The sequence below is a fragment of the Staphylococcus sp. HMSC062A01 genome (assembly GCF_001836805.1).
GTDB classification, from domain to species: domain Bacteria; phylum Bacillota; class Bacilli; order Staphylococcales; family Staphylococcaceae; genus Staphylococcus; species Staphylococcus haemolyticus.
This window is the reverse complement of record NZ_KV830640.1, coordinates 1-13,948: the sequence shown is the minus strand read 5'-3', so window position 1 is coordinate 13,948 and position 13,948 is coordinate 1. Positions and strand designations below refer to the sequence as shown.

Below are 13,948 nucleotides of genomic sequence, written 5' to 3'. Positions count from 1 at the left end.
GATAACAAAATTTGAAAAGGAGGAAGGTTGTAGAGTCAAAACTTAAAAATGACTCTCAACTTATCCTCTAAACGAATGAGATTTGCTTTTTAGTAATTAAGGAGGATTTATAAATGAAGGCCGTCAATTGGAATACCCAAGAAGATATGACGAATATGTTTTGGCGTCAAAATATTTCTCAAATGTGGGTAGAAACAGAATTTAAAGTATCAAAAGATATTGCAAGTTGGAAGACACTAACTGAAGACGAGAAGAATACATTCAAACGTGCGTTAGCAGGATTAACAGGATTGGATACACATCAAGCGGATGATGGTATGCCGTTAATTATGTTACACACAACAGACTTACGTAAAAAAGCAGTGTATTCATTTATGGCAATGATGGAACAAATTCATGCGAAAAGTTATTCACATATATTTACAACTTTACTTCCATCTAGTGAAACAAACTATTTACTAGATACTTGGGTAATAGAAGAGCCTCATTTAAAATATAAATCTGATAAAATTATTGAAAACTATCACAAATTGTGGGGCAAAGAAGCCTCTATATATGATCAATATATTGCAAGGGTATCAAGTGTATTTTTAGAAACCTTCTTATTCTACTCTGGTTTCTATTATCCTTTGTATTTAGCTGGACAAGGTAAAATGACTACTTCTGGTGAAATCATTAGAAAGATTTTACTAGACGAATCAATCCATGGTGTGTTTACAGGATTAGATGCTCAAAGTTTACGTAACGAACTATCTGAAAATGAAAAACAAAAAGCAGATAAAGAGATGTATAAATTATTAGAAGATTTATACGCTAATGAAGTATCTTATACACATATGTTATACGATGATATCGGCTTAAGTGAAGATGTATTGAACTATGTCCAATACAATGGAAACAAAGCATTATCTAACTTAGGCTTTGAACCATACTTTGAAGAAAAAGAATTTAATCCTATCATTGAAAATGCATTAGATACTACAACTAAAAACCATGATTTCTTCTCAGTTAAAGGTGACGGATACACATTGGCATTAAATGTAGAAGCCTTACAAGACGAAGATTTCATTTTTGATAATTAATTATCAAAGACTAACATTAATAAGCCACTAGATTCAGTGTTGTTGATAACAACTACGAATTTAGTGGCTTATTTTTGTATCAAAAAGAGTACATCGTATTTGAACAAAAATAAATATTTACTTATGTATAAAAATACTATTGAAATTCACGTCTGTAATCTTTAATATTAACAACAATGATAATCATTATCGGTGATAACGATTATCATTTTAATACATATAGCAAGATGAGGAGAATTATTAGTGAAGTTTTTATTTAAGGGTTATGTTTTACTTATTTTATTAGTTTGTTTAACTATAGTCTCCTTATTTGTTGGAGTGAGTCAGCTTTCTCTTTCAGATATTTTCCACTTAAGTGAAGAGCAACAAAATATTTTGTTCTCAAGTCGTATTCCACGGACGGTTAGTATCCTACTTTCAGGTAGTTCACTCGCGTTAGCAGGATTAATTATGCAACAGATGATGCAAAATAAATTTGTAAGTCCAACTACGGTAGGAACAATGGAGTGGGCCAAGTTAGGTATTTTAATTTCGCTAATCTTTTTTCCGAAAGGTCACATCCTAATCAAGTTGCTATTTTCAGTAGGATTGAGTTTAGCAGGGACATATTTATTTGTGAAGTTAATTAATTTGATTCGTGTTAAAGAAGTTATATTCGTACCATTATTAGGAATTATGATCGGTGGTATTGTATCTAGCTTTACTACTTTTATTGCGTTAAGAACCAATGCATTACAAAGTATTGGCAACTGGATGAATGGTAACTTTGCAATTATCACAAGCGGACGTTATGAAGTGCTTTATCTTGTAGTTCCATTACTCATTATCGCATTTATTTTTGCGAATCATTTTACGATTGCTGGTATGGGGAAAGACTTTAGTCATAATTTGGGTGTAAGTTATGAAAAAATTATAAACATTGCATTATTTATTACAGCAGCATTGACGGCTTTAGTTGTTGTTACTGTAGGTACTTTGCCATTTTTAGGTCTCATTGTACCTAATATTATTTCAATGTATAGAGGGGACCATCTGAAAAATGCACTTCCACATACGTTGATGTTAGGGTCAATATTTGTATTATTCGCTGATATCATCGGTAGATTAATCGTTTATCCTTATGAAATTAATATTGGATTAACGATAGGTGTATTTGGGACAGTGATATTCCTAATCTTACTAATGAAAGGTAGAAAGCATTATGCAAATTAGTTCTAACAAGAAAATCATCATATTAATTATTGCGACAATTTGCATGGCAGCATTTTACTTATTAGTAGGTTTAGACTTTGAAATTTTTCAATATCAATTTCAGAGTCGATTAAGAAAATTAATACTTATACTCATTGTTGGTGGTGCTATAGGGGCATCAGTTGTTATATTTCAAGCGATAACAACGAATCGATTATTAACACCATCAATCATGGGTCTCGACTCTGTTTATCTATTTGTAAAAGTGTTGCCAGTTTTTTTAGTCGGTACGCAAGCAGCAGTGGTTACAAATGTGTATTTAAACTTTTTTGTGACGTTAATTGCGATGGTCTTATTTTCATTATTGCTTTTTGAAGGCATGTTTAAATTAGGACATTTCTCAGTATATTTCATTTTACTTGTAGGAGTCATCTTAGGAACATTCTTCCGAAGCATTACTAGCTTTATTCAGCTAATCATGGATCCTGAGTCATTCTTAGCGGTTCAAAGTGCCATGTTTGCGAGTTTCGAAGCCTCAAACTCACGATTGGTATTAGTATCTATATGTTTATTGCTTGTCTTAATTATTATTACCGTGATAATACGTCCATATTTAGATGTACTACTACTTGGAAGAGCACAAGCAATCAATTTAGGTGTTTCTTACGAGACAATGACGCGCTTGCTACTCATATTAGTGGCACTATTAGTTTCTATTTCCACTGCTTTAGTTGGTCCTGTTACATTTTTAGGATTACTAACTGTAAATTTAGCCCATGAATTAATGAAGACATATGAACATAAATATATATTGCCAGCGACGATATTAATTAGTTGGATTAGTTTATTTATGGCGCAATGGATCGTTGAGAATTTATTTGAAGCGACAACAGAGTTTAGCTTAATCATTGATTTAATCGGTGGAAGTTACTTCATTTACTTACTTATCAAAAGGAGAAGTGCAAATTGATTGAAATTAAAAATTTAGACAAAGCTATACAGAATAAGCCAATTTTAAAAAATATTAACGTCGACATTCAAAAAGGTAGACTAACATCGCTTATAGGACCTAATGGCGCCGGTAAAAGTACTTTACTGTCTGCTGTTAGTCGTCTGTTTGAGTATGAAAAGGGAACAATTAAGATTGAAGGTAAAGCTGTCGTAGATTATAAAAATGATGATTTAGCTAAAAAATTAAGTATTTTAAAACAAACAAATCATACAGAAATGAATATAACAGTTGAGCAATTAGTTAATTTTGGTCGATTTCCATATTCAAAAGGTCGTATGAAGAAAGAAGATTATGAACAAGTTGAATATGCCCTAGACTTATTGCAACTCCAGAATATTCGTCATCGAAATATAAAAACGTTATCTGGTGGTCAAAGACAACGTGCTTATATTGCAATGACAATTGCTCAAGATACAGATTATATATTATTAGATGAACCGTTAAACAACCTAGATATGAAACATTCTGTACAGATTATGCAGACGTTACGCCGCCTCTGCAAAGACTTAAATAAAACGATTGTCATTGTTCTACACGATATAAATTTTGCTTCATGCTATTCAGATGACATCATTGCACTAAAAAATGGTGAAATTGTCAAAGCAGATACAAAAGATAACGTTATACAAGCTGAGATTTTAAAAAAATTATACGAGATGGATGTTCATATCGAAGAAATTAGAGGACAACGAATTTGTTTGTATTACGATGAAGACACTTTTGACTCACTTTTATAATTAAATAATTTAACCTGATATTTCAAAGGGGTGATGCTATTCGAAGACGTAGACAAGAGAGAAGTTCAATTGATGAGCAGCATAAAGGTTAAATATTTTTAGAGGAGTCGTACATATGAAAAAAACAGTCTTATTTTTAGTATTATCTTTAGTATTAGTTTTATCAGCTTGTAGTAATGAATCAAGTAGTAACGATTCAGGTTCTAAGAGTGATAGCAAAGATTCAAAAGAAACTGTGAAAATTAAGAATAATTTCGAAGCTTCAGGTAAAGAACGAGATGGTAGTGACGCTAAGAAAGTAAGCAACACTGTTGAAGTTCCTAAAAATCCTAAAAATGCAGTAGTCTTAGATTATGGTGCTTTAGATGTACTTAAAGAATTAGGTGTGGCTGATAAAGTAAAAGGCTTACCAAAAGGTGAAAACAACGAATCATTACCTGATTTCTTAAAAGAATTTAAAGATGATAAATATGTTAACACCGGAAATCTTAAAGAAGTTAATTTCGACAAAGTAGCTGCTGCTAAACCAGAAGTTATATTTATCTCAGGTAGAACGGCAAATCAGAAGAATTTAGATGAATTCAAAAAAGCTGCACCAGACGCTAAAATCGTTTACGTAGGTGCGGATGAGAAAAACTTAGTTAAAGACATGAAGAAAAACACTGAAAACTTAGGTAAAATTTACGACAAAGAAGATAAAGCCAAAGACATTAACGAAGACTTAGATGAAAAAATATCTGAAATGAAAGATGAAACTAAGAAGTTCAATAAAACTGTAATGTATTTATTAGTAAATGAAGGTGAATTATCAACATTTGGTCCTAAAGGTCGATTTGGTGGTTTAGTATTTGATACATTAGGCTTTAAACCAGCAGATGAGAATGTTAGCAATAGTCCACATGGTCAAAACGTAAATAATGAATATATTAGCAAGCATAATCCAGATGTTATTTTAGCAATGGACCGTGGTGAAGTTGTAGGCGGAGAATCAACTGCTAAAAAAGTGTTAAGTAATAATGTTATTAAAGACGTTAATGCAGTTAAAAATGATAAAGTATATCAATTAGATCCTAAATTATGGTACTTTGCTTCTGGTTCAACTACAACAACTATGAAACAAATTGATGAATTAGAAGAAGTAGTCGATAAATAAATTGATGGTATAAGTTTTCAATATCGCCCAGAATAGGGCGATATTTTTTTGACTAAAATTAGTGTTGAAAATTATTTTATAATAAAGTAATATAATTTAAGTGATATTGATAATTGTTATCACTTAATATTGCAACTAGAGAATGTTGCAACGATGAAGAAAATAATTTTGTTTTTAATATTAAGTCTTACTTTAGTCTTAACAGCGTGTGGTAAAAGCTCTGACGGTAACAATGATACTTCGAAGAGGAATGACATTAAAGACATAGTTCAAATTGAAAATAATTATAAGACAAGAGGCGAGAAAAAGATAAAAGTGATGCCAAAGAAATTAAAGAAACTGTTGATGTGCCGAAGAATCCAAAACGTGCAATTGCCTTTGATTATGGTGCCGTTGATGTATTAAAAGCGTTTGGCGTTCAATACCGCATTATTGGATTACCTAAAGGCGAGAAAAATGCTGCGTTACCTGAATTTCCTTCAGAATTCAAAGATGATAAATACATCAATACTGGTAATTTAATACAAATTAATTTTAATAAAATAGCTAAATCTAAACCAGAGGTCATTTATATTTCTGGAAGAACAGCAACAGTGAAGAATATAGATGAACTTAAAAAAGCTGCACCAGACGCTAAAATCGTTTATGTTGGTGCCAGTGAGAAAAATTATATAAATGATATGAAATCTGTAACAACTAAATTAGGAAAAATTTATGGTAAAGAAGATAAAGCTAAATCATTAATTGAAGAGTTGAATGAAAAATAGCGGATACAAAAACGAAAGTTGAAAAATTAGATAAGAAAATAATGTATCTTTTAGTTAATGAAGGTAAATTACCTACATTTGGACCAGGTGGTAGATTTGGAGATTTAATCTAGGATACATTAGGATTTAAACCTACAGATGAGCATGTCAAAGCAAGTCCACATGGCCAAAATATTAATAATGAGTATATTACAAGTAAAAATCCTGATATTATCTTAGCAATGGATAGAGGACAAGTTGTAAGTGGCAAATCAAGTGCAAAACAAACGTTATCTAATGATGTAATTAAAGATGTAAATGCAGTTAAAAATGGTAATGTTTATGAATTAGATCCTAAACTATGGTACTTTAGCGCTGGTTCAACTTCGACAATAATCAAACAAATTGATGAATTAAATCAAATCTTGAAAAAATTAAAATAATAAAAACTCAAAGTATAAAGGCTTAGTAACAATTGAAAGATTGTTACTAAGCCTTTATTATAATTCAAAATATAAATGATAGTGGAATTTACAACGACTATTAAAATGTGCTTGGCATTTAGGACATAGCTCTGTCATCATATAATCTTGAATAGACATTTCATGTTTACATACACCACACATAATTGCCTTTTCATCAAATTCTTGTTCTGACCATCTTTTGATAGGATGTGTTTCGTGTTCTTCGTGACATTGATAACACGGATAATATTTATTGCAGCATTTGAATTTTATTGCTATAACATCTAAAAAAGTATGGTAATGTGTGCATCGTGTTTCATTGTCTACAAGTGAGCCATAAACCTTTGGCATCATTCATCGTCTCCCATCAACATATATAGTTGCTATTCTTCAGGATGCTCTCCAATAATTCGAACTTCACGATGAAGTTCGACATCGAATTTTTCTTTCACTACTTTTTGTACGTGATGAATTAAATCTTCATAATCAGTAGCTGTTCCATTATCTACATTAACCATGAATCCTGCATGTTTTTTAGAAACTTCTACGCCACCAACGCGATAACCTTGTAAATCTGAATCTTGTATTAATTTTCCTGCAAAATGACCCGGTGGTCTTTGGAACACACTACCACATGATGGGTATTCTAGTGGTTGTTTAGACTCACGACGTTCAGTTAAGTCATCCATCTTCGCTTGAATTTCGTCTAATTTTCCTGGTTCAAGTGTAAAAGCAGCTTCAAGTACAACTAAATGTTGCTTTTGTACAATACTATTTCTGTAATCTAATTCTAATTCTTTATTAGTAAATTGAATTAAATCACCTTCTTCATTAACACAAAGCGCGTAGTCGATACAATCTTTGATTTCACCACCATATGCGCCAGCATTCATGTAAACAGCTCCTCCGACAGAACCTGGAATGCCACAAGCAAATTCTAAACCTGTTAACACATGGTCTCTAGCAGCACGTGAAACATCTATAATTGCAGCACCGCTTCCAGCAATAATAGCATCATCAGAAACATTAATATGCTTTAATGATAATAAGCTAATAACAATACCACGAATGCCACCTTCACGAATAATAATGTTTGACCCATTTCCGAGGTATGTGACCGGGATATCTTTTTCTTTAGCGTATCTTACAATAGCTTGTACATCCTCATTTTTAGTGGGAGATAAATAAAAGTCTGCATTTCCACCTGTCTCGGTGTATGTATATCGTTTTAAAGGTTCATTTACTTTAATAATATCTTCAGGTATTAAGGATTTTAAATCTTGTAAGATGTCTTCTTGCTTTAACATAAGTACATCCTTTCTTCTCTTCTATAATCTAATTTTTATTATAGCAATTTTATAGATGATTTGCGAAAACGACAACAGAATTCAAAGTTTTACAACTTTTGAAATATATCTTCAAAGTATTTCTGTTTTTGATTTTCGTATGGCCTTATATAATTAACATGTTGGATAATAGAAGTCTTTTTTTCTGAAAAGTGACGTGCTATATCTGATTGTGTTGCAAGTACTTTGTCTACTTCAATATACTGTTCGAATAAGGGTGTGTCCATTTGAATAATGTGTAGGCGAATGGTTTGTCTCAAATCAATCATATTATTGAATTTAGCCATCATAACTTTCTTCTTATAGGGGTGATGGAGACGATAAAAGCCTAAATAATTTAATCGTTTCTCATCTAGAGCTGTGATATCATGTAAATTATTTACACCAACTAAAACATCTAAAATGGGCTCAGTTGCATAATTAAAATGACTTGTGCCTCCAATATGTTGCGTGAACTTTACAGGAGAATCTAGTAAGTTGAATAATGATGTTTTAGTCTTTTGATATAATGTGTCATATTCAGATTGAGTGTCGCCATGAATAAAAGGTTGAACGGTTGAGTACATTCGTATCTCCTTTAAATTATAAGTTTTGACAAATTCTGAAATACTATAACACAAATCATTTTCAATATAAATAGCTTTAGGTATAATACGTGTTGATAGGAGTGCATTTATGAAGAAATTAGCAATACTTTCTATAATGTTGATATGTGGCATATTGCTCTCATCGTGTGGCAATCAAAGTAGCGCGGACTTAAAGGATTTTCAAACACAACTTAATAAGGTTGAAGATGAGAAGAAAGATCTTAAAACTGTAATGGACAAGATTCACTTGAAACAATTGGATCAATTGAGCAAGACGGACACCACTGATAAGAATAAAAGAGAGTTTGAAGCACTACAAAAAGATATTAACAAACACTTAATTCCTCAATTTAAAAAATATGAAAAGTCAGCTAAACAATTACCAGCTGAACATCAAGATGTTAAAGACTTAAAGAACAAGTACTTAGAAAATGTAAAACAGGAAAAACAATCTATATATGATATTAAAACCTTTGTAGATTTATGTAATAAGTCAATTAAGGCGAATGAAGATATCTTGGATTATACAAAGTTATTTGAAAGTAATCGCTCACAAGTAGAAACGCAAATTAAAAAGGCAACTAATCAAGAAGATGCCAATCAGTTAACATCTAAAATTGAAAGTAACAATCAAAATCTTAAAGAAGCTGCACAAAAATACTTAGAAAGTGATGATACTAATTCTAAGAAAGCAATTGACGAACATATTAAACCGTTAATTGAGAAGCAAATTACAGAATTAAACCAAACCAATATTACTGACCCAAAAGTCAACAGTGCTCGCAAAAATGCGATTGAAATGTATTATAATTTATTGAATTACTATGACACGCGAGAAACTACCATTGAAATAGATAAAAAACTTTCTAAAATTGATGTAGAAAAGTTACCGAAAACGGGTAAAGAATTAAGTGAGGATAAAAGTGGTTTTTCCGAAGATTTGAAAAAGTTAAAAAAGCAATAGATAGACATAGTTGATAAAATTAAAATTTTTGGTTAACAATGGACTTTGAAATGTGTATAATTGAACCCATTGAGTAGTTTATAAAGATTATAAAGAGCAACATGGGCACAAATAATTTTAGAGGTGAATAGAATGGCTATAAAGCTAAGTTCGATTGACCAGTTTGAGCAAGTACTTAAAGATAATAAATATGTATTTGTATTTAAACATAGTGATACTTGTCCAATCTCAGCAGATGCATACGATCAATTTAATAAATTTTTATATGAAAGAGATATGGATGGCTATTACTTAGTCGTTCAAGAAGAAAGAAAACTTTCTAACTATATCGCTGAAAAGACAAATGTGAAACATGAATCGCCACAAGCATTCTATTTTATTGATGGTGAAGCAACTTGGAATGCTAGTCACAGTGATATTAATGTATCTTCATTAGCTCAAGCTGAAGAATAACAACTATCAACAATTAAAAATAGTAAACGTGTTTAGGTTAAAAATAATAGTTTAGACTGCATTATAAAGTGCAGTAGCTGACAAATCTGAGAGACTGGCCACACAATGGCTTCTCAGCTCTAGTCATCCATGCAGGAGTGGGCAATGAATTCTAGATGAATTCCGTATCACTCCTGTTTTTATTTATCTATTTGCAACAGCTATTATTATGAAAAGTAGAGACAACCCATGTATAATGTGAAAGTGAAGTCGAATGTATAACATCTAAATCAATATATAAATAAAGAAAATGGCATGAGGTGATTAACAGATGAAAATATTAGTAGCAATGGATGAATTTAACGGTATAATCTCAAGTTATCAAGCGAATCGCTTCGTTGAAGAAGCGGTAGCCAGTCAAATTGAAGATGCTGATATTGTACAAGTGCCATTATTTAATGGGCGTCATGAACTAATGGATTCGGTGTTCTTATGGCAATCAGGTACGAAATATAGAGTAAATGTGCATGATGCCGATATGAAGGAAGTTGAAACAGTTTATGGTCAAACTGAACAAGGATTAACTATAATTGAGGGGAATTTATTTATAAAAGGACAAAAACCGGTTGAACAACGTTCAAGTTACGGTTTAGGAGAAGTAATTATAGATGCACTGAATAATGGAGCCGATAACATTGTTATTTCACTTGGTGGCATCGATAGTTTCGATGGTGGTATTGGGATGATGCAAGCTTTAGGTGTTCAATTCTATAATGATGAAGGAGAACTTCTAGATGCACGTGAAGGTGCTCAAGTGATTAAATTTATTCGTCGAATAGATTTTTCTGCAATACCTCAAAATTTCAAAGATGCCCATATTAAATTGATGTCTGATTTTTCTAGTAAATTATATGGTAAGCATAGTGAAATTATGAAGACTTATGAAACACATCAAATGACACGAGAAAAAGCGGCAGAAATAGATAATTTAATTTGGTACTTCAGTGAGCTTGTTAAAAATGAAATGAAAATTGCTATGGGTCCTATCGAAAGAGGTGGCGCTGGTGGTGGTATTGCAGCATTATTAAATGGATTGTACGATGCTGAAATATTAACAAGTCATGAATTGGTTAACCAAATAACACATTTAGATGATTTAGTTTCTCAGGCGGATTTAATCATCTTTGGTGAAGGTGTTAAAGAAGAGGATCGCTTACTTGAAACAACGACTTTAACGATTGCAGAATTAGCGCAAAAACATAATAAACCTGCTATTGCTATTTGTGCGACTGATGACAAATTTGATGTCTTTGATCAGTACCATGTTACAGCAATGTTTAATACTTTCGTAGAGATGCCAGAAAGATACACAGACTTTAAAATGGGTATACAAATTCGACACTTTACTGTTCAAGCACTTAGATTATTAAAAACGACATTAAATAATGTATAAATGAATAACTAACAAAAGGCAAACCGCAATTACCTATATAAGCATGGTAATTACGATTTGCCTTATTCATTATGTTTATTTATGGTGATGTGTGACTTCTTGAGCAATACCAATGATGACTTGCACTGCTTTCTCCATTACATCGATTGACGCATATTCAAAAGGTCCATGGAAATTACCGCAACCTGTAAATATATTAGGAGTTGGTAAGCCTTTAAATGATAATTGTGAACCATCAGTTCCACCACGAATAGGTGCAGTGTTTGGTTCTATACTTAAATCATTGAACACTTTTTTAGGAATATCAATAATATATGGATGTGGTTCAATCTTTTCAGCCATATTATAATATTGATCTTCTATATCTACTTTCACTGGGAAATCTTCATAATGGACATTAATATCGTCACGAATTTCTAATAATTTTTTCTTACGTAATTCGAATGATTCTCTATCATGATCACGAATGATATAATGTAATGTTGTTTTTTCAACATTACCTTCGAATTTCATCAAATGATAAAATCCCTCATAGTCTTCCGTACGTTCAGGAACTTCGCCAGCGGGTAGTAGACTATGAAATTGATGGCCTAATGAGATAGCATTGACCATGATGTTTTTAGCAGATCCTGGATGGACATTCACACCATGTGTAGTTATCTTAGCCTCAGCGGCATTAAAACTTTCAAATTGTAATTCTCCAAATTCACTGCCGTCCATTGTATAAGCGAAATCTGCATTGAAACGTTCCACATCGAATTTATGAGGACCTCGTCCAATTTCTTCGTCTGGCGTGAATGCGATACGGATTCGACCATGCTTGATTTCTGGGTGTTCTATTAAATATTTTACTGCTTCCATGATTTCGACAACTCCAGCTTTATCATCTGCACCTAACAGTGATGTGCCGTCAGTAATCATTAGCGTATGACCTACAAGTTTTTTTAATTCTGGAAAAGTTTCTTGACTCAATACTCGACCAGTATCACCTAATTTAATTGTTTTACCATCATATTGTTCTACAATTTGCGGATTCACATTGCTGGCATTAAAATCTGGTGATGTATCAACATGTGCCAGGAACCCAACGGTAGGGACGTCGAAAGATACATTGCTTTCTAACGTCGCAAATAAATATCCATTGTCGTCGAGATCCGTTTCTAAGCCAAAACCTTCAAGTTCTTGTTGTAATAAACGCAATAAATCCCATTGCTTCTCAGTTGAAGGTGTAGTTGAAGATTCCGGATTAGATTGTGTATCAATTTTTACGTAACGTGATAATCTATCTATAAGCTGTGCTTTCATAGCAAGACATCCCCTTAGACTCTATTATTCATATTATAAGATTTTCTATATGTTTTACCTTTAATTTTATCATAATACTGCTTTATACGTGTGTAAATATAGTAGAGGATTTCTGCTACTAAAATGCCGAATGCGATTGAACCAGAAATAAGTGTAACTTCTAAGAAAGTATTCACTGCTTGCGTATAATCATTTGAGACTAGATAACGTGTTGCTTCATATGCAGTTCCACCTGGAACAAGTGGAATAATTCCGGGCACTATAAAAATGATAACAGGGTGCTTATAACGACGACTCATAACATGGCTAAGTAACCCGAGTATTAAACTTCCTAGAAATGAGGCACCTACTTTTCCTAAATCCATATCTACAGTGAATTGATAAATTGTCCATGCTACAGCACCTACAAAACCACATGCTGCGAGTAGTCGCTTCGGTGCATTGAAAATAATTGAGAAGAGTACTGTAGAAATGAAACTAATAGTAAAATGGAATAAATAAAATAACATTTATAAACAGCCTTTCTTAAATAATTAGTAAAACGATGGCTACACCAGCACCGATGGCGAATGAAGTTAATGCAGCTTCCACGCCTCTAGACATTCCAGCTAATAATTCACCAGCCATTAAATCTCGAATTGCATTACAGATTAATATACCAGGTACAAGTGGCATTACACTTGAAATGGTAATGATATTTTGATTCGTGGCAATACCAAGTTTGGTAAATGTGGCTGCAATAGTGATGACGACAGCGGAAGCAACGAATTCTGAGAAGAATTTAATTTTAATAAAACGCTGTACTAAACTAAAAGTAAGAAAAGCAGCTCCACCAGCTATAACAGCAATCCAGCAGTCAGATGCTACACCGCCAAACATGAATAAAAAGAATCCGCAGGCAATTGCAGCAGCAAAAAAGTTTAGTAAAAATGAATATTGCAATGATGCTCGGCGCAAATGAATTAATTCAGATTTTACTTCATCAATGGTTAATTCATTTCTGGAAATTTTTCTAGATAAACTATTAGTGAGTGCGATTTTTTCTAAATCTGTAGTACGTTCACGGATTCTAATAAGTCGTGTATTTGTTCGATCATTGAGTGAAAAGATAATGGCTGTTGATGTTACAAAGCTATATGTATCATGTAAACCATAACTATGAGCTATACGATTCATCGTATCTTCAACACGATAAGTTTCCGCGCCAGCTTCTAGAAGAATTCTACCAGCTATTAAAACTACATCAATCACTTTATTTTCATCGATAATAGTGATTGAATCTGACATAAACGGCACCTCCGTAACATTAGATAATTGAATTTATTTCAATAGACAATTTGAAGTGTACAACTTGCACACGTAACTTGCAATAGTACGTTTAGTATTCATACCACATCTAGGCCGTTGCTAACATGAAATTAAGTATAATTACATATAAAAAGTGGCTCTACGTCAAATCGGACTGATGAGTCCAAA

General features: G+C 32.4%; 14 protein-coding genes and 1 pseudogene. 9 read left to right on the top strand and 6 right to left on the bottom strand.

From position 1 onward, the window contains the following. Positions 1-113: 113 nt before the first annotated feature. From nrdF to HMPREF2715_RS09120, 6 genes and pseudogenes are all read left to right on the top strand, one after another. A complete protein-coding gene (nrdF, locus tag HMPREF2715_RS09145) occupies positions 114-1,082 on the top strand; it encodes a class 1b ribonucleoside-diphosphate reductase subunit beta (RefSeq protein WP_011276423.1) in 969 nt (322 codons plus the stop codon). 243 nt (positions 1,083-1,325) lie between these two features. Further along, the gene (locus HMPREF2715_RS09140) at positions 1,326-2,294 is read left to right on the top strand and encodes an ABC transporter permease (protein WP_037548531.1); all 969 of its coding nucleotides are present in this window, start codon (positions 1,326-1,328) and stop codon (positions 2,292-2,294) included. After that, positions 2,284-3,243: an iron chelate uptake ABC transporter family permease subunit gene (locus HMPREF2715_RS09135; RefSeq protein WP_070581417.1), complete on the top strand. Its 960-nt coding sequence runs from the start codon at positions 2,284-2,286 to the stop codon at positions 3,241-3,243. Before HMPREF2715_RS09140 ends, HMPREF2715_RS09135 begins: the two co-directional genes overlap by 11 nt. Next, a complete protein-coding gene (locus tag HMPREF2715_RS09130; protein ID WP_070581416.1) occupies positions 3,240-4,022 on the top strand; it encodes an iron ABC transporter ATP-binding protein in 783 nt (260 codons plus the stop codon). Before HMPREF2715_RS09135 ends, HMPREF2715_RS09130 begins: the two co-directional genes overlap by 4 nt. Positions 4,023-4,137: 115 nt before the next feature. Continuing rightward, positions 4,138-5,175 (top strand): ferrated catecholamine ABC transporter substrate-binding lipoprotein SstD, encoded by a 1,038-nt coding sequence (locus HMPREF2715_RS09125; protein WP_070441785.1) that lies wholly within the window; start codon positions 4,138-4,140, stop codon positions 5,173-5,175. A gap of 153 nt (positions 5,176-5,328) precedes the next feature. After that, positions 5,329-6,364 (top strand): annotated as a pseudogene (locus HMPREF2715_RS09120) (siderophore ABC transporter substrate-binding protein). Between the two features lie 57 nt (positions 6,365-6,421). Here HMPREF2715_RS09120 and HMPREF2715_RS09115 read toward each other — a convergent pair. From HMPREF2715_RS09115 to HMPREF2715_RS09105, 3 genes are all read right to left on the bottom strand, one after another. Beyond that, positions 6,422-6,736, bottom strand: coding sequence for a CHY zinc finger protein (locus HMPREF2715_RS09115; RefSeq protein ID WP_029376644.1), 315 nt, complete (start codon positions 6,734-6,736; stop codon positions 6,422-6,424). Between the two features lie 32 nt (positions 6,737-6,768). Further along, positions 6,769-7,692, bottom strand: coding sequence for a UDP-N-acetylmuramate dehydrogenase (gene murB / locus HMPREF2715_RS09110; protein ID WP_037536374.1), 924 nt, complete (start codon positions 7,690-7,692; stop codon positions 6,769-6,771). An 89-nt stretch (positions 7,693-7,781) separates the two neighbouring features. Next, a complete protein-coding gene (locus HMPREF2715_RS09105) occupies positions 7,782-8,297 on the bottom strand; it encodes a GrpB family protein (RefSeq protein ID WP_070581455.1) in 516 nt (171 codons plus the stop codon). 109 nt (positions 8,298-8,406) lie between these two features. Between HMPREF2715_RS09105 and HMPREF2715_RS09100 the strand changes: the two genes are divergently transcribed. From HMPREF2715_RS09100 to HMPREF2715_RS09090, 3 genes are all read left to right on the top strand, one after another. Beyond that, entirely contained in the window at positions 8,407-9,282 is an 876-nt protein-coding gene (locus HMPREF2715_RS09100; RefSeq protein WP_070581415.1) for an EMYY motif lipoprotein, read from the top strand. Between the two features lie 132 nt (positions 9,283-9,414). Then, complete coding sequence (ytxJ, locus tag HMPREF2715_RS09095; protein WP_070581414.1) at positions 9,415-9,735, top strand: bacillithiol system redox-active protein YtxJ; 321 nt, start codon at positions 9,415-9,417, stop codon at positions 9,733-9,735. A 310-nt stretch (positions 9,736-10,045) separates the two neighbouring features. Next, on the top strand, positions 10,046-11,167 hold the full coding sequence (locus tag HMPREF2715_RS09090; RefSeq protein ID WP_070581413.1) for a glycerate kinase: 1,122 nt from the start codon (positions 10,046-10,048) through the stop codon (positions 11,165-11,167). Between the two features lie 75 nt (positions 11,168-11,242). On the opposite strand, the gene pepT is transcribed toward HMPREF2715_RS09090, so the two are convergent. The 3 genes from pepT to HMPREF2715_RS09075 are packed head-to-tail and all read right to left on the bottom strand — an operon-like array spanning position 11,243 to position 13,759. Next, positions 11,243-12,472 (bottom strand): peptidase T, encoded by a 1,230-nt coding sequence (gene pepT, locus HMPREF2715_RS09085; RefSeq protein ID WP_070581412.1) that lies wholly within the window; start codon positions 12,470-12,472, stop codon positions 11,243-11,245. Positions 12,473-12,486: 14 nt separating this feature from the next. Continuing rightward, positions 12,487-12,981, bottom strand: a complete 495-nt coding sequence (locus HMPREF2715_RS09080) for a threonine/serine exporter family protein (RefSeq protein ID WP_037548592.1) — start codon at positions 12,979-12,981, stop codon at positions 12,487-12,489. A 16-nt stretch (positions 12,982-12,997) separates the two neighbouring features. Next, entirely contained in the window at positions 12,998-13,759 is a 762-nt protein-coding gene (locus HMPREF2715_RS09075; protein ID WP_070581411.1) for a threonine/serine exporter family protein, read from the bottom strand. Positions 13,760-13,948 lie beyond the last annotated feature (189 nt).

Excerpts from the sequence above, each read along its gene's own strand:
- nrdF (WP_011276423.1), top strand. The coding sequence starts at position 114 with ATGAAGGCCGTCAATTGGAATACCCAAGAAGATATGACGAATATGTTT.
- HMPREF2715_RS09090 (WP_070581413.1), top strand. The coding sequence starts at position 10,046 with ATGAAAATATTAGTAGCAATGGATGAATTTAACGGTATAATCTCAAGT.
- pepT (WP_070581412.1), bottom strand. The coding sequence starts at position 12,472 with ATGAAAGCACAGCTTATAGATAGATTATCACGTTACGTAAAAATTGAT.
- HMPREF2715_RS09125 (WP_070441785.1), top strand. The coding sequence starts at position 4,138 with ATGAAAAAAACAGTCTTATTTTTAGTATTATCTTTAGTATTAGTTTTA.
- HMPREF2715_RS09105 (WP_070581455.1), bottom strand. The coding sequence starts at position 8,297 with ATGTACTCAACCGTTCAACCTTTTATTCATGGCGACACTCAATCTGAA.
- HMPREF2715_RS09135 (WP_070581417.1), top strand. The coding sequence starts at position 2,284 with ATGCAAATTAGTTCTAACAAGAAAATCATCATATTAATTATTGCGACA.
- murB (WP_037536374.1), bottom strand. The coding sequence starts at position 7,692 with ATGTTAAAGCAAGAAGACATCTTACAAGATTTAAAATCCTTAATACCT.
- ytxJ (WP_070581414.1), top strand. The coding sequence starts at position 9,415 with ATGGCTATAAAGCTAAGTTCGATTGACCAGTTTGAGCAAGTACTTAAA.
- HMPREF2715_RS09075 (WP_070581411.1), bottom strand. The coding sequence starts at position 13,759 with ATGTCAGATTCAATCACTATTATCGATGAAAATAAAGTGATTGATGTA.
- HMPREF2715_RS09080 (WP_037548592.1), bottom strand. The coding sequence starts at position 12,981 with ATGTTATTTTATTTATTCCATTTTACTATTAGTTTCATTTCTACAGTA.
- HMPREF2715_RS09115 (WP_029376644.1), bottom strand. The coding sequence starts at position 6,736 with ATGCCAAAGGTTTATGGCTCACTTGTAGACAATGAAACACGATGCACA.
- HMPREF2715_RS09100 (WP_070581415.1), top strand. The coding sequence starts at position 8,407 with ATGAAGAAATTAGCAATACTTTCTATAATGTTGATATGTGGCATATTG.